Genomic DNA, 23,151 nt, shown 5'->3' on the forward strand with positions numbered 1-23,151 from the left:
CACATATGCTTCAGCGCTTTTTCTTCTTCTACCTTCTGTGTTTGCTTATAGTGGTTCAAGGTCATGCGCAGCAGGTTGGAAAACCCAGCCAGCCCGCGGGAACCGTCATCACAAAGCCCCTGCCCGAGGAGGGAGGTGAACCGCCCGCCCCGGCACTGCCGGCTGAGAAATTCCTGGGTATATGGGAATGGCGCTCCGGCACCACCGTTTTCCGGCTGCAACTAAGCCGTGACCCGTATTTTCTACTGCCCAACGGCAAAACCCTGCCGACTATCGTTGGACAACATAGCTATACCCGCAACGGCATACTGGTAGAAACCTCATTGAATAAAGAGATGACTGTGCTGGCTAAGCCAACAACGGGTAACATCCTTTCTGGCACTTATAAGGAATTGACTAAGAAAACCTGGGGCTGGGTAACTCTTACTATCCTTCCTACTGCGCCCAATAAAATGACCTTTGCATTAAAGCAGAAAGAAGGCGCCGTAACCGGCACGGCCCCTATCCCAACCGTGGGCTTCACCGTACCCAGCACCATGACGCTCACCCGCGTACCCTAATGCGCTACCTGGCTGTACTTGGCCTGTGCCTGCTGGGGTCTTACTCACAAGGTCATGCGCAGCAGGGCGCAAAACCCCGCCCGCCTGCGGGAACCGTCATTACCAAGCCCCTACACGAGGAGGGAGATAAGCTGCCCTCCCCGGTGCTGCCGGCCGAAAAATTTCTAAGCACGTGGGAATGGCGCTCCGGCACCACCGTTTTCCGGCTACAACTAAGCCGTAACCTTAATTTGCTATTACCCAATGGCAAATCTGTTCCGGCAATTGTTGGGCAACATTCTTATACTCGTAATAGAATCCTTAAAGAAACTTCGCTCAACAAGAAGATGACGGTGCTTGCCAAACCGGTGGCAGGTAATATTCTCTCCGGTATTTTTACTGACCTGACGAAAAACAAGTCTGGCTGGCTAACGATTTCCGTCATGCCCACAACGCCCAACAAAATGTCCTGGGTTTTAGAGCCAAAGGAAGGCGCCGTAACCGGCAACGCTCCTATGCCCGCCGCCGGTTTTACCGTGCCCACGACCATGACGCTCACCCGCGTGCTATGATGCGCGGCCTGGTTACATTCATACTATACCTGCTGAGTGCTTATGCCCAGGCCTATGCGCAACCGGGCGCGAAACCCCGCCAAGCCGCAGGAACCGTCATCACCAAGCTGCTACCCAGGGATGAGCCGCCCGCCCCGGTGCTGCCCGCCGAGCAGTTCCTGGGTACGTGGGAATGGCGCTCCGGCACTGATGTCTTCCGTGTCACTTTCACCCGGAACCGATTTTATCAGCTGCCCAACGGCACCTCCATGCATGTAGTAATTGGCCGCCACTGGTACACCCGCAGTGGTGTTATCATTGAAAATTCGACCACTAATAGCTTAGCCTTACGCTATGGGCACACTCTGCTTGGGCGCCTCCACGAGGATTGGAGTATAGATATGGGCTTCACGGATCTGACAAAAAATAAACCAGGTAGAGCCCAACTAACAATTAATCCAACCACCCCGAATAAGCTGCAGTTTACACTTCGTGAGTTGGAAGGCGGTATGCTGGCCCTGCCCAACACCCCGACCCCGGCCGCCGGCTTCACCATCCCTACCACCATGACCCTTACCCGCGTACCCTAGCCTTTCGTCCATTCCGAGCGCAGCGCGGAATCTGGGACAGGTCCTGAATAGCTATACCAGCTACCCCAGATTCCGCGCTACGCTCGGAATGACAAAAAAGCAGCCCGACCAGATGGCCGGGCTGCGTTCGTTACTGACGGGGCTACCGGGGCCTACGAGCGGGCCAGCGGGGTATCCACCACGTGCTCCGACACGAACCACACCTGCAGCTCGTTGGTGCGCAGCACATTGCTTACCACCAGGTCGTTGGTACCGTCGTCGCCGGCGTCGTCGGCTTTTTTGGCGTAGTCGTGGCAGTTCTTGAGGATGATCTGGTGGGCCTCCAACAGGCGCGATACCTGCACGGGAGCTTCTTCGCGGTCTTTGGGGGGGCGCGGAATGGTAGTCAGCTCGGCTACGTCGGCAGCCATGGCTACGGCCACGCCGCCCAGGATCTGAATCCGCTCGGCAATCATGTCAATCAGGGCATCCTGCTCCTCGTAGTGCTTGTCGTAGAGCAGGTGCAGCTGGTAGAAGGTGGGGCCCACTACCTGCCAGTGGTGCTTTTTGTACATGTCGCGGATGGAGCACGTATCGGCCAGCAGCTGGTTGAGCATATCTACGCTTTCCTGGCGGGTTTTGGCGTCGAGGCCGATGGGCAGGCGCTGCGACACGGTGCCGTACTTCTGCAGGGGCGCGGGGGCGTTGAACTGCTGGTTGAGGATGGGCTGCACGCTGGGGGCAGCGGCCTGGCCATTGGCGGACGAGGAAGCCGCAGCTGCTTTCTGTTGGGCGGCGGGCTTTTTGGGAGCAGTGGTTTTGGTTGCCATGATGGGGTTCGGGGAATGAGAGGCGCCGGGTACGATACGCGGCGGCCGAGCTTTTCTTACGCAAGCTTTCCGGGGAGGTTGAGCGAATCTGCTTACTTTCCGGCCATGAAGCACCAGCACCCGCACCCCGAGGAGCACCTCACCAGCTCGGCCATGCTCCAGGATATCGTCATTGGCCTCTCCGACGGGCTCACGGTGCCCTTTGCCCTGGCCGCGGGCCTGAGTGGAGCGGTGGATTCGTCGGGCTTGGTCATTACGGCGGGGCTGGCCGAAATTGTGGCGGGCTCCATCGCCATGGGTCTGGGCGGCTACCTGGCCGGGCGCACCGAGGTAGAGCACTACCAGGCCGAGCTAGCCCGCGAGTACCGCGAAGTAGCCGAAGTGCCCCACGTGGAGCGCGCCGAGGTAGACGAGCTGCTGGCCGAAATGGGCCTCTCCCCCGCCACCCGCGCCCAGGCCGTAGCAGAACTCACCGCTGACCCCGACCAGTGGGTGCGCTTCATGATGAAGTATGAGCTGGGCCTGGAAAAGCCCGACCCCCAGCAGGCCCGCAAAAGTGCCCTCACCATTGGGCTGGCCTACGCCCTGGGCGGACTGGTGCCCCTCACGGCCTATTTTTTCACGGTCACGCCCCGGGAAGGGCTGCTCTGGTCGGCGGTGATTACGCTGCTCTGCCTGCTGGTATTTGGCTACCTGAAAAGCCGCCTCACCGGCCAGCCGCCCGTACTAGGGGCCCTGCGCATGGCCGGCATCGGGGCCCTGGCCGCCGGCGCCGCCTTCCTCGTCGCCCGCTGGATAAGCGGCTGATGGGCTTCGCTAATGTGGGGGCGCTTCGCTAATGTGATTAATGGGCTAAGGTGGAGAATGTGAGAAATGTGCTAAGGTGTTGATGAATCGATGTGGGGGACGGCTAAGGCTAGAAGCTAAAAAATTAGCTCCCCTCCTTTTTGAAGGAGGGGTGGCCGCAGGCCGGGGTGGTTCCGCCTTCAGAACGACAGCTGGAGCTACTAAACAGCCCGCGCTAAGCACCTGTATAGACGACCAACTAACGCTGGCTTTCTAATTCTAGCTCAACCACCCCGGCCTCCGGCCACCCCTCCTTCAAAAAGGAGGGGAGTTTTCTAGCTTCTAACCCATTAGCGCCTCACATTTATCACATTAGCACATCAGCACATTAGCGAAGCGACCCACATTTTCCACATTCAACCTACATCAGCACATTCAAATCACATTAGCACATTAACCACATGGCTTTCCCTTTCTTCGGCGACGATAAATCGAAAATTGCCCAGCTGCTGGCGACCCTGCCCCAAACCGGCCGCGTGGAGTGGATTGGCCTGCGCCCGGCCCGGCGGGAGCCCTTGTTGAGCGTGGCCGAGGCCACCGTGGAAACCGACCACTACCTCGTGGGCGACCACGCCCGGCCCAAGCCCGGGGGCAAGCGGCAGATTACGCTTATCCAGCACGAGCACCTGGCCGCCGTGGCCGGCTACCTGGGCCTGCCCGAGGCCGTGGCCCCCGGCCGCCTGCGCCGCAACCTGGTGGTGAGCGGGCTGAATCTGCTGGCCCTGAAAAACCGCCGAATCCAGCTGGGCGCGGAAGTGGTGCTGGAAATTACCGGTGAGTGCCACCCCTGCTCCCGCATGGAGGAAGAGTTGGGCCCCGGGGGCTACAACGCCATGCGCGGGCACGGGGGCCTCACGGCCCGTATCGTGCAGGGTGGCACCCTGCGCGTGGGCGACGCGGTGCGGGTAGTGGGAGCAGGCGAATAGTTACTCATAAGTAACTTATAAGTAACCGGCGTCCTGAAACCCATCGTTATTATCTTACTAGGTTGGATTTGATCGTATTCACCTGTTGTATCGGCGTTAGTGTCACGAACTGGCCGAAGTACAGGGCCAGTTGCGCCAATTGCAGCAAAGCTTCGCCGCCCTGCCCGAAGCCGCCCGCCTGAAGTTGATTAACCTGACGGGCGAAGTGGCCGTGAAAGCCGAGGGCCTCACCAAGAAGGACTGGCAAAACTGGATTATCGGCGGCTTCATCAGCGCCATTACCAGTCTGGCCCTCAACCATACCCAGACCAGCGAAGTCCTGCGGCTGGTAAAGGCCGCATTTGGCGGACGATTTCTTCACTAAGGCCGCGCCCTTGGTCGAGCGGCCGGCTTGCTGTACGTTTTCAAGAGCTTCAAAAAAGGCAAAGCAAAACGCCAGGCCATTTACTTTAGCTTTTTTATCTTATCTGAAATCGTAAAGCAACTGCTCCTGCCTATGGCTACTACCGCGCTGCTGCCCCGCCTGCGGGCCTAGTTTGGCCTCAGCCAAACAGAGCTGGGCCGCTGCTTGTGCTAAGCAAAATGATGGTTTCGCAAGTAGAGCGGGACGTGCGCGGGCCGCCCTTGCCACCTCGGATTAATTATTTTTAACTCGCTTTTAATCCAACTTCGAAATCCGGTAGCTCAACCAGGTGCGTAGGAATTTTCACGCTCAGGCCGTCGTGCGTTGGCTACTGCAACCCACGCATGGCGGCATCAGCGGCGTGTCGTTTCCACCTTTTATCGTTGTTGAGTATGCCAACACCCCTACTCCCGCCACGGCTGCGCCTTCCGGGAACCTCCCCCACCTTCCGCCGCCTGGCGCTGAGCGCGGGGCTGCTGCTGGCTTCGGCCGGCGTGGCCTCGGCCCAAACCATCTACGGCCTGGCCGGCCCCGACAACTCCCGCCTGGTGAGCTTCGCGGCTGCCACGCCCGCCTCGCTTACCTCCACTGCCATTGCGGGTGTGGCCAGCGGCCAGCAGCTGGTGGGCCTCGACTTCCGGCCCGCCACCGGGGAGCTGTATGCCTTGGGCTACGATGCGGCCACGGCCGGCCTCAACGCCCAGCTCTACGTGCTTAGCCGCAGCACCGGAACCGCTACGGCCGTGGGCAGCGCCAGCCGCCTGGAGCTGGGCGGCAGCACCGAGCGCATCGGCTTCGACTTCAACCCCACCGTGGACCGCATCCGGATAGTGAGCACCAACGACGCCAACTACCGCCTGCACCCCACCACCGGCGCCATCGTGGATGGCAACGCCGCCCTGGCGGGCGTGCAGCCCGATGGCCCCCTGGCCTATGCCCCCGCCGATGCCAACGCGGGCCAGAACCCCGGGGTAGGCACGGCGGCCTACACCAACTCTTTTATCGGCAGCACGGCTACTACCCTGTATGTGCTCGACGAGCTGGCCGGCCGCCTGCTTATCCAAAGCCCGCCCAATGCCGGCACCCTCAACACGGTGGGCACCCTGCCTACCCCCACCAGTGCCTCGGCGGTGGATGCCGACGTGTACTTTGACCACGGTACCCGCACCAACGTGGCGTATCTGCTGGCCACGGCCAACCCCGGCCTCGGTCCGGACCGCTCTACCCTCTACCAGCTGAACCTGGACAACGGCGCGGTATCGGCTCCGGCCCTCGTGGGCGGCACCAGCGACCAGCTCACCGACATTGCCGTGCTGATTGACCGCACCACGCCGGCCCCCAGCGGGCAGCTGCTGTACGCCGTAAGCACCACCAACAACCTACTATCCTTTTATTCCGGTACGCCGGAGTTTATCAACACGGCCACGCCCATCACGGGTATTGCGGCCGGTCAGACGCTGGTAGGCACTGACTTCCGCCCCAACACCGGGCAGCTGTTCGGACTGGGCTACGACGCCGCTTCGGCGGGCTCCAACGCCCAGGTGTACAACATCGACCGCGCCACGGGCGTGGCTACGGCGGTGGGCACCGCCATCCGGCTGGAGCTGGGCAGCTCGGCGGCCGAAGTAAACGGCATTGGGTTTGACTTCAACCCCACCGTGGACCGCATCCGGGTGACGGGCCTGAACGCGACCAACTACCGACTGAACCCCAACAATGGCGCCCTGGTCATTGCCGACGGCAGCCTGAACTTCGGAGACGGTACCCCGGGGACGCCCACCATCGGCGCGGTGGCCTACACCAACTCCTACCCCGGCTCCACCAGCACCGAGCTCTACGACATCGACGGGGTCCGCAACCAGCTTTTCCTGCAAAGCAACCCCAACGCGGGCACGCTAACGGCCGTGAATACTAATGCGCTGTTTGCCGGGGCTAGCAGCACCAACATCGACCTGGACGTGTACTTCGACGCGGCGGCCCAGGTAAACCGGGCCTATGCCGTGTCGGATGGAGGCAGCGGCAGCCCGGCTGCGTTCAGCACCCTGTACGCGGTGAACCTGCCGGGGGCTACCACCAGCAGCCTGGGCGTGATTGGCGGGGGCATTGCCGTGCGCGACGTAGCGGCCTTCCTGAACGGGGCCGATGCCTCGGCGGCCCTCACCGGCCGCCTGCTCTACGGCGTAGCCGGCGGCAACCTTGTCTCGTTTGACTCGGGCAACCCCGGGGTCATTCGCACGGCCGTGAACATCACGGGGCTGGGCGCCGGCCAGGCCCTGGCCGGGGTGGATTTCCGTCCCGCTACCGGGGTGCTCTACGCCCTGGGCTATAATGCCACCACCCAGCAGGGCCAGCTCTACACCCTCAACACCACCACTGGCGCCCTCACGGCCGTGGGCGGCGTAAACGCCCTGGCCCTGGGCAGCAGCGGAGCCGGCATCGGCTTCGACTTCAACCCCGTGCCGGACCGGATTCGGGTAACCGGCGCCGGGGGCGCTAACTTCCGCCTGAACCCGGCCCTGGGTACCGACGCCGTGACCACGGATGGCACCACCGGCCGCAGCCTGAACGCGGCCGCCTACACCAACAACGACAACAACACGGCTACCGGCACCAAGCTCTACGCCTACGAGCCCGGCACCAACCAGCTCATCGACGTTACTTCTCCCAACGATGGGACTAATACGGTGCTGGGGGCATCCGGCATTACGGTGAGCGGGGGCGTTGACTTCGACATTTTCGCGGATCTGACCTCCCCGGCCACGCCCGTGAATACGGCTTACCTGGTGGCCACGCCCGCCAGCGCCACAACGGACAACCTGTACACCGTGAATCTGGCCAGCGGGGCCGCCTCCCTGGTGGGTCGCATCGGGGCGGGCTCCAACCTCACGGGCCTGGCCGCCTTTCTGGAAGCGGCTCCGGTGCTGTCTGGCGACCTGACCTGGACCGGGGCCCTCGGCTCTGACTGGGGCGTAGCCGGCAACTGGAGCCCGGCGCAGGTGCCCATGGCCACCAGCAACGTCGTCATTCCCAACGTGGCGAATGACCCCGTGGTCAGCAATGCCCAGCAGGCGGCTAACGTGACCCTGGGCAGCGGGGCTTCCCTCTTCACGGCCAACGGCGGCGTGCTGACGGTGAATGGCTCCTTCACCAACAACGGCGGCAGCACCGATGGGGCCGGCACCGGCGAAGTGCGCTTCAGCGGGGCCGCAGCCCAAACCATCAGCGGCTCCCTCACTAAGTTCCAGAACCTGACGGCCGGGCCGGCCGGGGTGCTGGCGGGCGGACCGGTGCAGGTGCAGCGCGTGCTGCAGCTCAACGGCAACCTGACGTCCAACGGCAACCTCACCCTGCTCTCCAACGACGCGGGCACGGCCCACGTGGTGAACAGCGGCGGCGCGGTGAGCGGCGCGGCCACCGTGCAGCGCACTATCACGTCGAGCAACAACGGCCTGGGCTACCGCCACTACGCCTCGCCGGTAACCGGCACCACGGTGGCCGATCTGGCGACCAGTGGTTTCGTGCCCGTGGTAAACCCCGGCTACAATTCCTCGCTCACGCCCGGCAGCGTGCAGCCCTACCCCACGGTGTTTGCCTACGACGAAAGCCGCCTCGCCAGCAGCCCGGCTACGGCGCTGGCCCCGTTCAGCAAGGGCTGGCTTTCGCCGGCCAGTCTGGGCAGCACCCTGGAGCCCGGCCGCGGCTACAGCGTAAACCTGCCCGGTACGGCCCAGGTAGACTTCGTGGGTACGCTCAACAACGGCACCCTTGCCCAAACCGGCCTCACCCGCTCCACCACCGACGTGGGCAGCTCCGGCTGGCACCTGCTCGGCAACCCCTACCCTTCCCCCATCGACTGGTCGGCTTTGTACCAGAGTGGGGCGGCGGGCCTGGATGGGGCCGTGTACATTTTTGCCTCCTCGGGTCAGTACAGCGGCACGTATAGCTCCTTCGTGAATGGGGTACCCTTCGGGGGGCAGAACATTGCCGTGGGCCAGGGCTTCTTTGTGCGGGTGACTACCCCCGGCACTACCGGCTCCCTCACCTTCAGCAACGATGCCCGTCTGACTTCCTACGCCAGCCCCGCCTTCCAGCGCGGCACCGCCGAGCAGCGCCCCCTGGTGCAGCTGGAGCTGCTGGGCCAGAACCAGGCCGATGCCGCCTACGCCTACTGGGAGCAAGGCGCTACTGCCGGCTTCGACGCCAAGTTTGACGCCGTGAAGTTCCCCGTACGCTCGGGCCTATCCCTGGCTTTGCTGGCTGGCACCGAGGAAATGAGCATCAGCGGCCTGCCTTCCCTGGATGCGGCCACGACCACGGAGCTGGCCCTGACGGTACGCGTGCCCCGGGCGGGCACCTACACCCTGCACGCCGCTCAGCTGCTGAACCTGCCGGCCGGCGTGAAAGCCTACCTGCGCGACGCCCAGACCGGCCAGCTCACCGACCTGAGTGCCCAGCCCCGCTACGCGTTCAGCACCACCGCCGACGGCCTCCAGGCCCCGCGCTTTACGCTGGTGCTCAGCGCCGGCAGCGTGCTGGCTACGGCCCCGGCTGCCCTGCGCGAGCAGGTAGCCCTCTACCCCAACCCCGCCCGCGACGCCGTGAGCGTGCTACTGCCCGCCAGCCTGCGGCAACAGTCGTTGGAAGCTCTGGTGGTGAACAGCCTGGGCCAGACGGTGCGGCGGCAGGCTCTGACCGGCAACCAGCGCAGCCTGAGCCTGCAAGGCCTCACCCCCGGCGTGTACACCGTGCAGCTGCGCACTGCCCAGGGCCTGATTGCCAAGCGTCTGGTGGTGCAATAGCATGTCGAAAGGGCCAGGGCAGTGGTTCTGGCCCTTTCGTTTTCCTTTTTCTGGCTAAAACTTCTGTTGTTGATGAAACGCTTTTCTCACTTGTTTCGCGCTGGTAGCCTAACGGCGGCGCTGCTCTGTATCACGAGTCTGGCTTTTGCCCAGGGTGAGCCCCCGGAAGGCGGTCCGGAACCCGACGCGCCGACCGCCGTGCCCATTGACGGGGGTGCTTCGCTGCTGCTGGCCGCCGGCGTAGGCCTGGGCCTCCGCCAGCTGCGACGTCGGCAGAAAGCCTGAGCAACCTGCTCGTATACCGCTTTTAAAAGAACGAGGCCCGGATGCATGCATCCGGGTCTCGTTCTTTTTCATCCGATAACGGGGAACTGATTCGCCCTGATCTTATCCGGGGTTAAACTCCTTCATTGCCTACTCGCCCCCGTACTTGCTTTTGCCCGCACCGCCGGCGTCCATGCGCACGATTTTAGGCTGGAAAGAGCCGAGCACGTCTACCAAGTCGCGCTGGTGCGCCATCACCTGGTGAATGTCTTTGTAGGCCATGGGGGCTTCATCGAGGCCCCCGCCGATCAGCTCCACGCCCTGGTCGCGCAACAGGCGGCGCAGCTCGCCTTCGCTTACCTGCAGTTTGGCCTGGGTGCGGGAAAGGCGCCGCCCCGCCCCGTGCGAAGCCGACTGAATGGAGTCCCGCTCCCCACGGCCGCGCACAATAAAGCCGGGCGCCGTCATGGAGCCTGGAATCACGCCCAGCACACCCTCTCCGGCCGGGGTAGCCCCCTTGCGGTGAACTATGGCCTCGCGCCCATCAGGCAATTGCTCTTTCCAGGCGAAGTTGTGGTGGTTTTCCACTTTGGCCAATACTTCCTGCCCCAGGGCCTTGCTCAAGCGGCGGTGGATGTCGTGGTGGCAGGCGGAGGCATAGTCCCCAGCCAGATTCATAGCGGCCCAGTACTCCTGCCCTTCCTGGGTGTCGAGGCCCAGCCAGGCCAGGTAGCGGGCCTCGGGCGGCAGCGGGCACTTATTCATGGCCACTTTGGTGTAGTGCTGGGCAATGGCTGCCCCCAGGCCCCGGGAGCCGGAGTGCGAAAGCAGCCCGAGGTACTGACCTATGGGCAAATTCAGGTCGTTGTCTTCGGCCGTAATGTCCACCACGCCCCACTCCACGAAGTGGTTGCCGGAGCCCGAGGACCCCAGCTGGTTAATGGCCGCTTCGCGCTTGCCCCGCACCACCCCGATTTCCCGGAACTCGGGCCGCTCCAGCACGGGGTCGTCGGCGGGGTTCTTGAACACTTCCTTACCTCCGAAGCGGGTGTGGTTGTGGAGCAGCTTTTTCAGCTCGTCGCGGCGCTGCTCCAGGTAGCGGGCCGGCACCTCGAACACCGATAAAGCCATGCGGCAGCCGATATCCATGCCTACCCCGTAGGGAATGACGGCGTTATCCACGGCCAGCACGCCCCCAATGGGCAAGCCATAGCCCTGGTGGGCATCGGGCATCAGGGCTCCGTCGATGGTGACGGGCAGCTGCATGGCAGTGTCCATCTGCTTGCGGGCCCCGTCTTCGATGAAGGCGTCGCCGTAGCGGCGGTAGTCCTTGATGCTGGGGTTGAGCTGCACGTCGCGGCTGGGCTGGGGCACCAGCTCCTGGGCCAGGGGCCGCCAGGTTTGGTCGCGCACGTACTTGAAAGGGTCGGCCTTGATTTCGCGCAGCAGGGCCAGGGCGCTGCCTTTATCGAGCCGGCGCAGCTCGCGCTGGTCGAGAATATCCAGCGCCAGACTGATCTGTTTATCATCGGTGAAGCCCAGTTGGCGCAGGTCTTTGCCGTGGAGCTTGTTGGTTGCTTTAGCCATAACGAAGAGCAAAGGGTGGAACTCCTCTAGCGCAAAGCCCCCGCTGCAGGTTGCGGTGCAGCTTGGTTGCGCGAAGCCAACTCCCCTCCTTTTTGAAGGAGGGGACGCGGCAGCTTGCTGCCGCTGGGGTGGTTGCGTCGTTCGCGCCGCCAGCGTGAAAGATCGTGCGGCGGTATATTCATCTGGCTTACTATATATTTATCCATCATGCCCAACACATTCCGTCACAACCGCCAGGAAATGAAGCCTCTCCGCCGCGAGCTGCGGAGCAACCTAACGCCCGCCGAAGCCACCCTCTGGAAGGCCCTGCAAAACGGGTAGCTCGACGGACGTAAGTTCCGTCGCCAGCACAGCGTAGGTTTGTATGTGCTGGACTTCTACTGCCCCGCCGAACGGCTGGCAGTGGAGCTGGACGGACAAGGGCACTTTGATGTTGTGGGCCAGGGGCGTGATGAAATACGCACGGCCTATTTGCACAGTGTTGGAATCCGCGTGCTACGCGTGGAGAATAAGTTGGTGTTTAAGCAGCTGGCTTGGGTGCTGCAAAGCATCCGGCAGGCATTTCAGGAGTCTAACAGGCTGGAGTAACCCCCAGAGTACTCCTGACAGCGCGGACGGCTCAACCACCCCAGCCGCCGCTGAAGCGGCGACGTCCCCTCCTTTGGTAAGGAGGGGAGTTTGTCGTTCTTGCTTTTGAGCAGCGCCTCCACCTACGCGGCTCCGTCCATCCGCACAATTTTGGGCGTGAAGGTGCCAAGCACATCTACCAGGTCCTGCTGGCTTTCCATCACGGTGTGGATGTCTTTGTAGGCCTGCGGGGCTTCGTCGAGGCCGCCGCCAATGAGCTCGACGCCGTGTTGCTGCAGGTGGCGGCGCACGTCGGCTTCGCCCAGCTCGGCTTTAGCTCGGGTACGCGACATCAGCCGGCCCGCCCCGTGGGAGGCAGAGCCGAGCGAATCGGCCACGCCCCGGCCGCGCACGATGAAACCGGGCGCGGTCATGGAGCCGGGGATGATGCCCAGCACGCCTTTGCCAGCCGGGGTAGCGCCCTTGCGGTGCAAAATCACCTCCCGGCCATCAGCGAGGCGCTCCTTCCAGGCGAAGTTGTGGTGGTTTTCCACTTTCGCCAGGGGCCGCTCGCCCAAGGCCCGGGCCACGCGCTGGTGAATCTGGTGGTGACAGGCGGAGGCGTAGTCCCCGGCCAGGTTCATGGCCGCCCAGTACTCTTGGCCGCCCTCAGAGTCGAGCGTGAGCCAGGCTAGATGCTGGGCTTCAGCCGGCAACTTGCAGACGTCCTTGGCCAGGTTGGTGTAGTGCTGAGCCACAGCTGCGCCCAGCCCCCGGGAGCCGGAGTGCGAAAGCAGCCCCAGGTACTGGCCCACCGGCACGCCCATTTCGTTGGTCGCGTCGGTGATTTCGACGATGCCAAACTCCACAAAGTGGTTGCCGGAACCCGAGGTGCCAATCTGCGCAATGGCCGACTCGTGCTTGTTGCGCAGGAAGGGAATGGCAGTAAACTCGTCGCGCTCCAGCACCTCGTGGCCCATTTTCTGGCCGTGGCGGAACACGTCCCGGTTGCCGAACTTGGTAGTAGTCAGCAGCACGTTGCGCAGCTCCTGCACCCGCTGGGCGAGGTACTGGGGAGGCAAGGCGAAGACGGACAAAGCCATCCGGCAGCCGATATCCACGCCCACGGCGTAGGGAATCACAGCGTTGTCGGTGGCCAGCACGCCGCCGATGGGCAGGCCATAGCCAAAGTGGGCGTCGGGCATGAGGGCCCCGGCCACCGTCACGGGCAGCTTCATGGCCGTTTCCATCTGGTGGATGGCCCCGGCATCAATGTGCTCGGCCCCGAACGTGACGTAGGGCTTGCGCTCGGTGAGGGCAATGTGGCGGCTGGGTGCGGGCAGCAGCGCAGCAGCGGTGTGACTCCAGTCGAGGTCGGTGAGAAAGTTGCTGGGGGTTTGCAGAATGAGGTTGAGCAGCGCCAGCTGATCGGTATGCGAGAGGCGCTTGAGGTGTTTGCGCTGCAGTTGGGCCAGCGCCAGCCCAATGGCCCGACCTTCGGGAAATCCGAGCTGGCGAAGGTCGTTGCCGCGTAATTGATTGGCCATAATGGTCGGTGCGAACGAAGTCGCGTGAGGTTGAAAGAAAAGCGTTGACGAGCGGTACCTGGCAGAGCCAGGCAATAGCATGTCACGCATCAAAATGCTGATGCAGAGCCATAATGATGGCCTTGCTCAGCAGCCGAGGCTGCCGCGCCGAGCACAGCTCAGCGTAATGGTTACTATCCCGCAAAAGCCGGAGCAACAGGCCGACCCGCGCACATTGGGGCACACCAGAGGTATACTACCCGACAAGACAGGTCGAAGTAACGCGGGCCTACGGCATCCGGCCGGGAAGGCTGGTAGGTTCGGGCAAGGGGTACAGGTGAGCAGCCTCAAATTTTCAGTCGAAGGAATGCTGCCCGACGCCACCTTGCCCGCCCCACCCCTGATTGGGCTATCCACGCGCCGCCGTTATGTGCTCTAACCAGCTGAGTTACTGCTCTCGAAGAAGCAGGGAGGCCTCGAACCCCCGACCCCATTTACTAAATCGAAGTATGGCGGCGCTACGGCACCAATCAGGAAAAAGCTGCTTACCAGGGCAACAGGGCGGCGGGCGAATCAGCTCTTTAGACCACTCAGCCACATTATCTCGGTGGAGACAATGACAGGATTCGAACCTGCGAAACCCTTTTGAGATTTAACGAAGTAACGCCCGCCTACGGCACCCGGTAAACAGATGAAAAAACGTTGGGGCGACAGGGCGCCCAGCCTACATATCCTGCTCTACCAGACTGAGCTACCGCCGCCGAAGCTGCGGGCGGGATTCGAACCCGCGACCCGGGCAGTAGAAGTGCGAAGTAAGGCCGAGCTACGGCACCCAACGAGGTATTAAAAACGGAGCAACAAACGCCCGGCCTAACGAGGCTGCCCTACCAATTCACGTATACGCAACGCCGGGTAGGCGCTACTTCGGGAGTCGAACCCGCGACAGGCCTCTATTTATGGTACGAAGGAAGGCCGCGCTACGGCATCCGTTTTTTGTGGTACTAGTCGCCGGGGTAAAAAAGGCCCCACATCTGCTCTACCATTGAGCTACGGGCCCAGATGTTTGCTACTGGTGGGCCCGATAAGAGTCGAACTTATAACACGAAGTATGTGAAGGCCACGACACCCGGCGAAGGTATCGGCGGCAGGCGCAAGCAAGGACAGGGGCAACGGGTTGGAAGGCTTCATAGGGAATCGAACCCCGGGCGTGGCTCTTGGTCCACTGCCCTCAACCAGACGAAGAAACGCCCTCCGACGGCACCCGGCCGCCTGCTTGGCCGCGGCGAAAGGAAACAGGCAATAAATCTGACCAGCCTACCAATACTCCGTGGTATGAGCACGGCGAAGAACTCAATCTTCCATCGCAGTTAGGCGAAGCATGGCTGATCTACGGCACTGTTTCCAAAAAATTTATGAGTAGGGTTTCATTCTAGAGAGTGTGGACAGTGGGGCTAGCTTTGCGGCATGTTGCGCCGCCACGAGTTAACCGAGCGAGAATGGAAATTGGTCGAACCACACACGTTGGGCCAGCCGGGCACCAGTGGGGGCACGGGCCGCGACAACCGGCAATTCGTCAACGCAGTGGTGTACCGCGTGCGCACGGGCTGCAGTTGGCGCGACCTGCCCGAGCGGTTCGGGCCGTGGAACACGGTAGCGCGGCGCTTCCGCCGCTGGGCCAAAGCGGGCGTGTGGCAGGCCTTGTTCGGTGCCGTACAGGAACCGGACTACGCCTGGGTGCTGGTGGATTCGACCACGGTCAAGGCGCACAAAGCAGCGGCCGGGCAAAAAAAAGCGACGCCGCGACGGAAGCGCTAGGCCGCAGCCGCGGCGGCTTGTCCACGAAGGTGCACGCCGTCGTGGACGCGCTGGGCAACTGCCTGCGCCTGGTGCTCACGCCCGGCCAGCAAGCCGATTGCACGCAACTGCCCGGGCTGCTGGCCTGCCTGCCCCAAGCGCCCGGCGCGGTGGTGGCCGACCGGGCGTACGACACCAACGCGGTGCTGGCCGCCGTGGCCGCGTGCGGGGCCACGCCGGTCATTCCGGCCAGAACCCTGCGCAAACACCCGCGCCACCACGACCCCAACCTGTACGCCGACCGCAACAAAGCCGAACGGTTCTTCGGCCGCCTCAAAGAAGCGCGCGGTTTCGCTACCCGCTACGAGAAAACCGCTTCCTCCTTTTTGGCCCTGGCGCATCTGCTGGCTGCCCTCGATTGGATGCGCTGACTGTCCACACTCTCTAGTAAAAAGGTTGGTCAGGTAAGAGCTTGTTTAAAAGCCTGCAAGGTTGAATAAGGCAGTTTCGGGTCGAACACCGCGAAATCGATGCGCTGGAACTGGTTACGAACCGCTGGCTCGGCCAGGGCTTCGGCAAACAGCTCCGCAATCTGCGCGGGGTCGTTGCCGAAAACGCCGCATCCCCAGGCTCCGAGCACCAGGGCCTCGCACCCGTTTTGGGCAGCCACTGCCAGCACCTGCCGAATCCGGCGCTGCATGGTGGGCACCAGCTGGTCGAGTAGCTCCGGGTTGTTGCGGCGCAGTGCCCCGGCATTCACCGCCGGCGCGGTGATGATGTCCACTTGATACGGCTCAGCCAGCCACTCGCCTTCATCCGTCAGCAGCACCGGCACGCCGGGTGAGAAGATAAGGTAGTCACTGTACAGGCCGTTGAGGTGGGCATTGTGCTGGTACATTTCGGTGAACTGCGCTATGCACGGATATAGCCCCGTGGAGCGGGCCAAGCTTTCTTCCTGGGCCTGACTGCCGCCCAAAAAGCCCCCACCCGGATTCCGGGCCGATGCAAAGTTCAGACAGGCAACCCGCTGGTACTGGCTGACAAGATCAGACGCCGCCGCGAGCGTGGTGGCATTGTATACCCGCACTTCTGCCGGCTTGGCAGCAGCTTCATTGATGACTTTAGGGGCCAACAAAGCCGCGGCATCCTCTGGCCGATACAAGCGGCTTTCGGCTTCGGCAGTACGTTGCCAGCTGCCAATATCTACTTGGGTACCAGTGGCCGTTTGGTAGCTTCCCTGCTTTAACGCGTGGAGCGTTTGGCGGGCTATTTCCTGTCGTTGTTCGCGGTTCATGATGAAAGGTAAAGTTGATTTTGTGGGCGGCGGCCCGGATTGACCGCCGCCCGGCCGCGTAGTGTTAGTAGTTCATAACCATCGGAGGTAACGATAAGCACACAAGCAATTCAGCCTAGAATAGCCCTACAGCTCAATTCGCTGGATTTCGGTGAGGGCAGTGCCGCCGTTTTCCAGGGCCTGGAGCACGTCGAACACTTTATCGGACCAGCCGGCAATGAGCGCCACCCCGTCGGCTTCGTGTACCTGCACCGGGGCTGTGCCGTGGCCGGCTAGGTCGAAGAGGTACAGGCGGGCCTGGGGCGCCACCGTGCGGCGGTACTGCCGCCACACCGTAGCCAGGGAGGCCTCGTTGCCGGTGCTGTCCCAGAGCTGGCAGTCGGTGAAGATCATCACCTTATCCACCCGCTCGTTGTGGCGGATCAGGTCCTGCACTACCAGGTGACCGTTGGTGCTGTAGCCTACCTCGCCTTCGCGGCGGTAGAGCTCCTGCACGTTGCGCAGCACCTGGCCCTGGGGCAAGGCCACCCGCTTCCAGGTGTTGCCGAACATGCCGGTTACCACGTGGGCGCAGCGGCTTTGCAGCAGCATGCCCAGCACCAGGCCCACATCGTAGAGCAGCACTTTGCTGCGCTGCGACACCGGCTGCTGCATGGAGCCCGACACGTCGCAGGCTACTACCACCCGGGTTTCGGGGCCGAAGCCGCGCAGGTTGGCAATGGAGTGGCCAATGGCCGTTTCCAGCGCCGCCAGCAAGACCCCTACGTGCCCCGACTTCACGGTCAGCAACTCGCGGTAGGCGGCCAGGTAGCGGAACGGCAGCTGCTTGCTACGCGCCACCGCCGTGGCATCGGTGAGGGCAGTCACTACCTGCGCCATAGCCCCGGCCGAAACTTCGGCTTCAAGGATGTTGCGCAGGTTGCGCAGCAAGGCCATGTAGCCCAGCTTGCCGCTCCCAATCAGCTCTTCCCACTTCTGGCGGAAGGCCGCTGGCCGTTCCGCCGCCGTGGCGTAGCTTGCCTGCCCCAGGGCCGAAAGCTCGGTTTCCCAGGTATAGGGCGTGGGCAGCTCCCCGCGCACCAGCTGGTCAAACAGGTGTTGCTGCTCGGGGCTTTTGGCGGCAGGGTGCACCAGAAACAGGGCGTCGCGGAGGCGCACCTGCCCGGCCCGGTCGTACTTGGCCAGCTGGTAGCCGTCGAAGCGGTTGAACGCCAGCGCCAGGCCTTTCTGCAGCTGCTTCGACAGACGGTTGAGCTGCTTGGTACCCTGGCGCTGGTTGGCCAGGGCGTAGAAAGCCAGCAGCTCCGTGATTTCGTCGGCGCGCTGCACGATGCGGGCTACCAGGCGGCTCACCAAGTTGTCGCCCCGATGAATTTGAGCCAGCTCCACGGCTAGTACCAGGGGCACGGTGCGCAGGTAGAGCTTTTCACGAGCGTACACGGCCAGCTGCGCCACAAAACGCGGGTCGTTGCGGGCCACCAGCTCGCGAAGGCGCTGCAGGCGGGTATCGGCTTTTTCGTAGTACTGGTCGCTGAGGGCAGCCGTGGCAACGGCGGCGTACAGCTCCAGGGCTGGCGTGAGTTGGTAAGCCACGGCCCCCTCGTGGTTCACCACGGCGGCCGGCTGAGTTTTGCGGAAGCTAAAGTTGAAACGCATGAGGGAAGTGGGTTTTGGTTATTCGTTGTTCGTTTATTAAGTATTTGCTGGCCGCTTATGGCAAGACCAGCAGCTGACCTTTAGTACAGGTGCTTTGGCACCAGCAGGCGGTTTTCATTGGCCCAGCGCTGCACCCAGCTCAACTCCTCATCATTCATGCGCCGGTTGAACACGCCCCGGGCTTGCACGATGGTGCGGTTGGCCAGCACCTCGAGGGTAAGGGCCCGCACGCCTCCAACGGTGAGCGAGAAGATGCCGCAGCGGCCCCGCACGCAGGCTTGCACATAGGTGGAAACGCAGTGCCGCTGAGCCCAGCCCTCCCGGAGCAAGTCGCGGTAAGTGCGCAGTTGGGTAATCTGCACTTTGCCCGGCCCGCCCCCGTTGAAATCGGCTACCGCTAGGGGTTCCCAGGTAGTAGCTGCTGTAATGTCGACACCCTCTTCGGGTATTGGCGGAAGGCGGGCTACCTGACGGTGCCACTGCTCCGTTTGGTGCAGCACACTCGCCATGGAGCGCCCCTTGAGCGTGAAGCCGGGTTGTGGCGGCTCCAGTGGCAGGCCTACGCTCCGCTTCTGGTGAATCCAGTCGCAAACCGGGCCGAAACGCCACATATCAACTGCGGGAGCAGCCCGAAAAAAGTCGACTACGGTTAGCCAGAAGCTGTCGTCGCGCCCGATTTCCCGGCCCAGCCGCGAGTCCAGCACCGGTCCCAGCCAGCTTAGCGCGTCACGGTCGGCAAGCTGGGCGTAGCGTAGGGCTTCCAGAAACGTGCAGTTTGCCGGGGCTTGTCGCAGGTGGTGCTCCAGCTTGCGGGTCAGCGTCAGTGGGAGTCCCTGAAACTTGCGCAACGCCAGGCCTTGCCCAAGGTGGAGCGTAAGCCGCGGAATGTCGATACCCTCGTACAGCCGGCCCGCTATCCAGGAGTTCAGCACCCAGGCTGGCACGTCGCCATACTGGTCGAACAGGTGGCGAACCAGGCTTTCCAGCTGCCGGAATGGGTTTCGGCTGCGGGGTTTCCAGTCGGCCAGCTCGCGCCGGCGCTGGGGATAGTGCTTGCCGATGGCAGCCAGGGCCTGACAAAGCTCGGGGCGCCACAGCAGCTCGCTGCGTTGGTCGGCCAGGGCCAGCAGCACTTTTCGCTGCCGCTGGCTTACTTCCTCCGGCTGATTGAGGATGCAGGCTTCGTAGAACGGAAGCAACACACAGTCGGTGCCGAGTTGGGCCTGTACGGCCGTCAAAGGGCCGCCCTGGTTAAATAAGTATTCTACCTGCTGGCGGAGCGGCCATTTGCGCCAGTAGAGGCGCCGGGCTGCCGCCAGCACAATTACTGCTTGCTCGGCTTGCCAGGCTTCGTGGGATAATGGTTTGTGACGGTTAGCCATCGGTCGGGGTTGCCCTCGCGGGGTCGTTTACCGATTGAAAAATCAGAAGAGGTTGGCGCCGGGGGCGCGCTGGGATAAAGCAGAATCCGGAAACCTTCGTACATGACAAATCGAAAAAAAGGACGTAAAAAATCAGCCAGCTATTCGCGCACGAATACTGCTATTTTGGAAGTTATTTTATTTGAAAACCGTGGACAATATTCTTCCTTATTACCTCAATAAAGGCAATAAAACAGGAAATAAAACCCGGAATTTAATTCGATTTTAGCTAGCCGATTTTACTCTATTTCTCTTTTCGTCGCCGCGTTTTCGGCGTCGGTTAAGTAGACACGTAGCCCGTATGCAGCCCACGTGGCACCGGGTACTGAACACCCGATTGCGGGCGACAATGGAGCGGAGCTGGTTGGGCGTAAGCATGGGAGAAAGGAGAATGGGTAACAGATAGTTGAAAAACAAAACGCCCGAATCTGGTGGGATTCGGGCGTTTTGCGGAGGATGATTCTATGGATAGAACTTCACCTTGCTGCTAGCGCGCCGAACCCCGGCTGGATCTTGCTATCCAGCATTGATGGGGTACCTGCTAATTTATTGTAGTGCCGGCGCATGACGAGGGAAGTGGTAGAAGTCGGTGACGTTTGGGTCTTTGAACGGGTCAAAGGTAGAAAGGTTATTTTACTTCATCCAAATTTTTTATAAAATATTTTAAATATTTTTTCAAACAAAATTCAAATCATAACACATTTCACACCTATCGTATATTATTTATTAAACAGACACGGTTTATCAGCATTTGCTTAAGAACAGCTCCATACTCTTACAAAACCCCTAACAACGAAATATTCCGACCAGGCCTTGTACCTTACTACGGCTGATGGGTGAGCGGGCACGGCCTGCGAACCTATACTCAGGTACTATCCCCCAACCACTGCGCTTCTGATGATTGATAAAATAGCTTGGCTACACCTGCAAAACGGCAGCGTGCTAAGTGCCCGTAGTCGGGGCAAGGACTGCTTTTACTTTCCTGGCGGTAAGCGGGAAACGGGCGAAACGGATACACAGGCCTTGGTACGCGAGATAAAAGAGGAGCTGACCGTCACTCTGGACCCCACTACACTTCGTTATGTGGGTACGTTTGAGGCCCAAGCCTACGGGCATGCGGCCGGCGTAATGGTGCGCATGACGTGCTACCTAGCCCAGTATGAAGGCCAGTTGGAGCCGGCCGCCGAAATCGAGGAAATTGCCTGGCTGACGTACCAAGACCGTCACCGGGTGTCCGCGGTAGATCAAATTATCTTCGACTGGCTTCGGGAACGGCAACTCTTGGCCGATTGAGTGGTGGCAGCGCAATGCCTGCCTCAGCATGCGGCCACAAACCAGTCGAGCCCTCAGACGTAGAAGCAGCTTCCATGCCCTGCCTTGCTTCCTCCGAAAACTACTCCATCACGCTGCCCGACGGCCACCGCTTTCCCATTGCCAAGTACGCCCTGATTCGGGAGCAGCTGCTGTGGCAGGGCGTTGCGCAGCCCGCCGATATCTACGACCCGGGCCTGGCTTCCGAGGAAGACATTCTGCGCGTGCACTCGGCCGAGTACTGGCACAAGGTAAAGGAGCTGCGCCTCTCCCCCGCCGAGGTGCGCCGGCTGGGCTTGCCCCAGAGCCCCGAGCTGGTGCGCCGCTCCCTAAGCAGCGTGGCCGGCACGGTAGAGTCGGCGCGGCGGGCCCTGCAGGATGGCATTGGCCTGAGTCTGGCCGGCGGCACCCACCACGCGTTCCGGGACCGGGGCGAAGGGTTTTGCGTGCTCAACGACATTGCCGTGGCCGCCGCTCACCTGCTTCATCACCAGCTGGCCCGGCAAATCCTGGTGGTGGACCTGGACGTGCATCAGGGCGACGGCACGGCCAGCATCTTCCGGCACGAGCCGCGCGTGTTCACCTTTTCCATGCACGCGGGGGCCAACTACCCCCTGCGCAAAGAGCAGTCGGACCTGGACGTGGCCCTGGAGCTGGGCTCCGACGATGCCACTTACCTGCGCATTCTGCAAGAAACGCTGCCGCGGCTGCTAAGCGAGGTGCAGCCTGATTTTATCTTCTTTCAGGCCGGGGTAGATGTGCTGGCTACCGATAAGCTGGGCAAGCTGGCCCTCACCCAAGCCGGCTGCCGCCAGCGTGACGAATACGTGCTGGGTTTATGCCGCCAGCATGAGCTGCCTGTGGCCGTAAGCATGGGCGGCGGCTACTCCGAGCTGCTGCGCGACATCGTGGACGCGCACTGCAACACATTCCGGGTAGCCTACGAGCTGTATGGGTGAGGGGAATGTGGGGAATGTGCTAATGTGAAGAATGTGCGGAGGTGCTAATGCCTTTCGGCGAGCAGGTGGCGCATCAGGCCAGGGACGACGCCATCCGTCCCGGGCAACGTGCCCGGCCCTGCAAAGCGAAAAGCCCCCTGACGTCAGAGGGGCACCTCCGCACATTCCCCACATTCTCCACCTCAGCACATTCTCCTCCCCTACCTTTGCGGGCATGAACCTGCACAACCCGCTCACCGACCTGCCTGCCGCCAATCAGCTGCCTACGCCCGCGCCCGCCGAAGCACCCGGTACTCCGGCTCAGCAAGCGTTTCGGGAGGCGGTGGCGCAGGTTGAAGGTTTGCGCCAGCGGCTGCGGGACCTGCAGCAGGAGCAGGCCGAGGCACGCCGGCGCTACTGGCAGCAGGTAGGGCCCGCCGCCCAGGAAGTGGTGCGCGCCCGTCAGGCGCTGTTCGCGCCGCTGGAAGAAGCCTTGCTGCTGGGCTACTTCAGCCGCCTGGAGGAGCAGCAGATTACGGCTTTGCTGGTGGGCAATGCCCGCGCCCTGCAAAACCGGTTCGGGGAAGATGCCGCCGAAATCCTGCGCAAGTACGCCCCGCGCCGCCGCGCCGACGAGGACGACAACGCCCCGGACGAAGACGCTCCTGCTCCCGCGCCCGAACCGTTCGACCCCACCCTGCCCCCGCACGAGCAGGCCGCAGCCGCGGCCCGTGCCCGGCGCAAAACCAAGCAGCAGAAAGCCGAGGAAGCCGCCGCCGCACAAACCCGTACTCAGGAGCAGCTGCTCTTGTCGAACACCAAAACCCTGTACCGCCAACTGGCCCGCACCCACCACCCCGATCTGACTCAGGACGAAGCCATTCGGGAGCAGCGCACTCAGCTCATGCAGCGCATCACGGAGGCCTACGAAACCAACGACCTCTACACCCTGCTCCAGCTCCTGTCCGAGTCGGCCCCCGCGGCGGCCACCGACGAAACGCTGCTGCTGCGCTACACCCAGGCCCTGCACCAGCAGCAGCTAGAGTTGAAAACCCAGCTGAACGAGCTGAAATTCGGCGACAACGGCTTTAGCGGCACTACCGGCAAAAAGCGCGAGCAGGAAATCCGCCAGCTCAAGCGCCACCTCCGGGCCGAGGCCGAGTATCTCCACCACGTCCACCGCCTGATTCAGGACCCCAGCGGCCTGCGCGAAGTACTCCGCGAGCTAGCCGCCGAGGGCCACGACACAGTGTGAGAGGGGAAAATGAATGGTTAGGACAACCCAGGCTGTCATGCTTCATCTGGCGTCCGTGAAGCCGAAGCATCTCTA

The 23,151-nt window shown here is 62.3% G+C and carries 17 protein-coding genes and 2 pseudogenes; 13 read left to right on the top strand and 6 right to left on the bottom strand.

What is annotated here, in order from left to right:
* Positions 1–5: 5 nt before the first annotated feature.
* The 3 genes from HER32_RS02815 to HER32_RS02825 are packed head-to-tail and all read left to right on the top strand — an operon-like array spanning position 6 to position 1,680.
* Complete coding sequence (locus HER32_RS02815) at positions 6–560, top strand: DUF6705 family protein (RefSeq protein ID WP_168680362.1); 555 nt, start codon at positions 6–8, stop codon at positions 558–560.
* Positions 560–1,111, top strand: a complete 552-nt coding sequence (locus HER32_RS02820; protein WP_168680364.1) for a DUF6705 family protein — start codon at positions 560–562, stop codon at positions 1,109–1,111. Before HER32_RS02815 ends, HER32_RS02820 begins: the two co-directional genes overlap by 1 nt.
* Positions 1,108–1,680 carry a DUF6705 family protein gene (locus HER32_RS02825; protein WP_168680366.1) on the top strand — a complete coding sequence of 191 codons (573 nt, stop codon included), beginning with the start codon at positions 1,108–1,110 and terminating at the stop codon, positions 1,678–1,680. Before HER32_RS02820 ends, HER32_RS02825 begins: the two co-directional genes overlap by 4 nt.
* Positions 1,681–1,832: 152 nt before the next feature.
* On the opposite strand, the gene HER32_RS02830 is transcribed toward HER32_RS02825, so the two are convergent.
* Complete coding sequence (locus HER32_RS02830; protein WP_149069188.1) at positions 1,833–2,489, bottom strand: Dps family protein; 657 nt, start codon at positions 2,487–2,489, stop codon at positions 1,833–1,835.
* 105 nt (positions 2,490–2,594) lie between these two features.
* Between HER32_RS02830 and HER32_RS02835 the strand changes: the two genes are divergently transcribed.
* The 5 genes from HER32_RS02835 to HER32_RS02855 all read left to right on the top strand — a co-directional run bounded on the left by HER32_RS02835 (position 2,595) and on the right by HER32_RS02855 (position 9,748).
* The gene (locus HER32_RS02835; RefSeq protein WP_168680368.1) at positions 2,595–3,296 is read left to right on the top strand and encodes a VIT1/CCC1 transporter family protein; all 702 of its coding nucleotides are present in this window, start codon (positions 2,595–2,597) and stop codon (positions 3,294–3,296) included.
* Positions 3,297–3,736: 440 nt separating this feature from the next.
* The gene (locus HER32_RS02840) at positions 3,737–4,261 is read left to right on the top strand and encodes an MOSC domain-containing protein (RefSeq protein ID WP_168680370.1); all 525 of its coding nucleotides are present in this window, start codon (positions 3,737–3,739) and stop codon (positions 4,259–4,261) included.
* 139 nt (positions 4,262–4,400) lie between these two features.
* On the top strand, positions 4,401–4,625 hold the full coding sequence (locus HER32_RS02845) for a hypothetical protein (RefSeq protein ID WP_168680373.1): 225 nt from the start codon (positions 4,401–4,403) through the stop codon (positions 4,623–4,625).
* Positions 4,626–5,056: 431 nt separating this feature from the next.
* Positions 5,057–9,463, top strand: coding sequence for a DUF4394 domain-containing protein (locus HER32_RS02850; protein WP_168680375.1), 4,407 nt, complete (start codon positions 5,057–5,059; stop codon positions 9,461–9,463).
* Between the two features lie 72 nt (positions 9,464–9,535).
* Positions 9,536–9,748 carry a PID-CTERM protein-sorting domain-containing protein gene (locus HER32_RS02855; protein WP_168680377.1) on the top strand — a complete coding sequence of 71 codons (213 nt, stop codon included), beginning with the start codon at positions 9,536–9,538 and terminating at the stop codon, positions 9,746–9,748.
* A 129-nt stretch (positions 9,749–9,877) separates the two neighbouring features.
* Here HER32_RS02855 and HER32_RS02860 read toward each other — a convergent pair whose 3' ends face one another.
* The gene (locus HER32_RS02860; protein WP_149069178.1) at positions 9,878–11,314 is read right to left on the bottom strand and encodes an RtcB family protein; all 1,437 of its coding nucleotides are present in this window, start codon (positions 11,312–11,314) and stop codon (positions 9,878–9,880) included.
* Positions 11,315–11,647: 333 nt separating this feature from the next.
* On the opposite strand from HER32_RS02860, the pseudogene HER32_RS20180 reads away from it, so the two are divergent.
* A pseudogene (locus HER32_RS20180) lies at positions 11,648–11,902 on the top strand (endonuclease domain-containing protein); the annotation flags it as partial.
* Positions 11,903–12,024: 122 nt separating this feature from the next.
* On the opposite strand, the gene HER32_RS02870 reads toward HER32_RS20180, so the two are convergent.
* The gene (locus HER32_RS02870; protein ID WP_168680379.1) at positions 12,025–13,428 is read right to left on the bottom strand and encodes an RtcB family protein; all 1,404 of its coding nucleotides are present in this window, start codon (positions 13,426–13,428) and stop codon (positions 12,025–12,027) included.
* Positions 13,429–14,864: 1,436 nt separating this feature from the next.
* Between HER32_RS02870 and HER32_RS02875 the strand changes: the two are divergent.
* Positions 14,865–15,632: pseudogene (locus HER32_RS02875) on the top strand (IS5 family transposase); the annotation flags it as partial.
* A gap of 29 nt (positions 15,633–15,661) precedes the next feature.
* Here HER32_RS02875 and HER32_RS02880 read toward each other — a convergent pair.
* The 3 genes from HER32_RS02880 to HER32_RS02890 form a co-directional block, all read right to left on the bottom strand.
* The gene (locus HER32_RS02880; RefSeq protein WP_168680383.1) at positions 15,662–16,495 is read right to left on the bottom strand and encodes a TIGR02452 family protein; all 834 of its coding nucleotides are present in this window, start codon (positions 16,493–16,495) and stop codon (positions 15,662–15,664) included.
* Positions 16,496–16,621: 126 nt separating this feature from the next.
* The gene (locus tag HER32_RS02885; RefSeq protein WP_168680385.1) at positions 16,622–18,151 is read right to left on the bottom strand and encodes a TROVE domain-containing protein; all 1,530 of its coding nucleotides are present in this window, start codon (positions 18,149–18,151) and stop codon (positions 16,622–16,624) included.
* 80 nt (positions 18,152–18,231) lie between these two features.
* Positions 18,232–19,533 (bottom strand): PcfJ domain-containing protein, encoded by a 1,302-nt coding sequence (locus HER32_RS02890; RefSeq protein ID WP_168680387.1) that lies wholly within the window; start codon positions 19,531–19,533, stop codon positions 18,232–18,234.
* Between the two features lie 936 nt (positions 19,534–20,469).
* On the opposite strand from HER32_RS02890, the gene HER32_RS02895 reads away from it, so the two are divergent.
* The 3 genes from HER32_RS02895 (at position 20,470) to HER32_RS02905 (ending at position 23,076) form a co-directional block, all read left to right on the top strand.
* A complete protein-coding gene (locus HER32_RS02895; protein ID WP_168680389.1) occupies positions 20,470–20,865 on the top strand; it encodes an NUDIX hydrolase in 396 nt (131 codons plus the stop codon).
* Between the two features lie 74 nt (positions 20,866–20,939).
* Positions 20,940–21,842 carry a histone deacetylase gene (locus tag HER32_RS02900; protein WP_168680391.1) on the top strand — a complete coding sequence of 301 codons (903 nt, stop codon included), beginning with the start codon at positions 20,940–20,942 and terminating at the stop codon, positions 21,840–21,842.
* Positions 21,843–22,056: 214 nt separating this feature from the next.
* Complete coding sequence (locus tag HER32_RS02905; RefSeq protein ID WP_168680393.1) at positions 22,057–23,076, top strand: J domain-containing protein; 1,020 nt, start codon at positions 22,057–22,059, stop codon at positions 23,074–23,076.
* Positions 23,077–23,151: the final 75 nt, after the last annotated feature.

It is taken from the genome of Hymenobacter sp. BT18 (assembly GCF_012273015.1).
Taxonomy (GTDB): domain Bacteria; phylum Bacteroidota; class Bacteroidia; order Cytophagales; family Hymenobacteraceae; genus Hymenobacter; species Hymenobacter lutimineralis.

Coding starts and splice junctions, on each gene's coding strand:
- HER32_RS02815 (WP_168680362.1), top strand. CDS start 6: ATGCTTCAGCGCTTTTTCTTCTTCTACCTTCTGTGTTTGCTTATAGTG.
- HER32_RS02820 (WP_168680364.1), top strand. CDS start 560: ATGCGCTACCTGGCTGTACTTGGCCTGTGCCTGCTGGGGTCTTACTCA.
- HER32_RS02825 (WP_168680366.1), top strand. CDS start 1,108: ATGATGCGCGGCCTGGTTACATTCATACTATACCTGCTGAGTGCTTAT.
- HER32_RS02830 (WP_149069188.1), bottom strand. CDS start 2,489: ATGGCAACCAAAACCACTGCTCCCAAAAAGCCCGCCGCCCAACAGAAA.
- HER32_RS02835 (WP_168680368.1), top strand. CDS start 2,595: ATGAAGCACCAGCACCCGCACCCCGAGGAGCACCTCACCAGCTCGGCC.
- HER32_RS02840 (WP_168680370.1), top strand. CDS start 3,737: ATGGCTTTCCCTTTCTTCGGCGACGATAAATCGAAAATTGCCCAGCTG.
- HER32_RS02850 (WP_168680375.1), top strand. CDS start 5,057: ATGCCAACACCCCTACTCCCGCCACGGCTGCGCCTTCCGGGAACCTCC.
- HER32_RS02855 (WP_168680377.1), top strand. CDS start 9,536: ATGAAACGCTTTTCTCACTTGTTTCGCGCTGGTAGCCTAACGGCGGCG.
- HER32_RS02860 (WP_149069178.1), bottom strand. CDS start 11,314: ATGGCTAAAGCAACCAACAAGCTCCACGGCAAAGACCTGCGCCAACTG.
- HER32_RS02870 (WP_168680379.1), bottom strand. CDS start 13,428: ATGGCCAATCAATTACGCGGCAACGACCTTCGCCAGCTCGGATTTCCC.
- HER32_RS02880 (WP_168680383.1), bottom strand. CDS start 16,495: ATGAACCGCGAACAACGACAGGAAATAGCCCGCCAAACGCTCCACGCG.
- HER32_RS02885 (WP_168680385.1), bottom strand. CDS start 18,151: ATGCGTTTCAACTTTAGCTTCCGCAAAACTCAGCCGGCCGCCGTGGTG.
- HER32_RS02890 (WP_168680387.1), bottom strand. CDS start 19,533: ATGGCTAACCGTCACAAACCATTATCCCACGAAGCCTGGCAAGCCGAG.
- HER32_RS02895 (WP_168680389.1), top strand. CDS start 20,470: ATGATTGATAAAATAGCTTGGCTACACCTGCAAAACGGCAGCGTGCTA.
- HER32_RS02900 (WP_168680391.1), top strand. CDS start 20,940: ATGCCCTGCCTTGCTTCCTCCGAAAACTACTCCATCACGCTGCCCGAC.
- HER32_RS02905 (WP_168680393.1), top strand. CDS start 22,057: ATGAACCTGCACAACCCGCTCACCGACCTGCCTGCCGCCAATCAGCTG.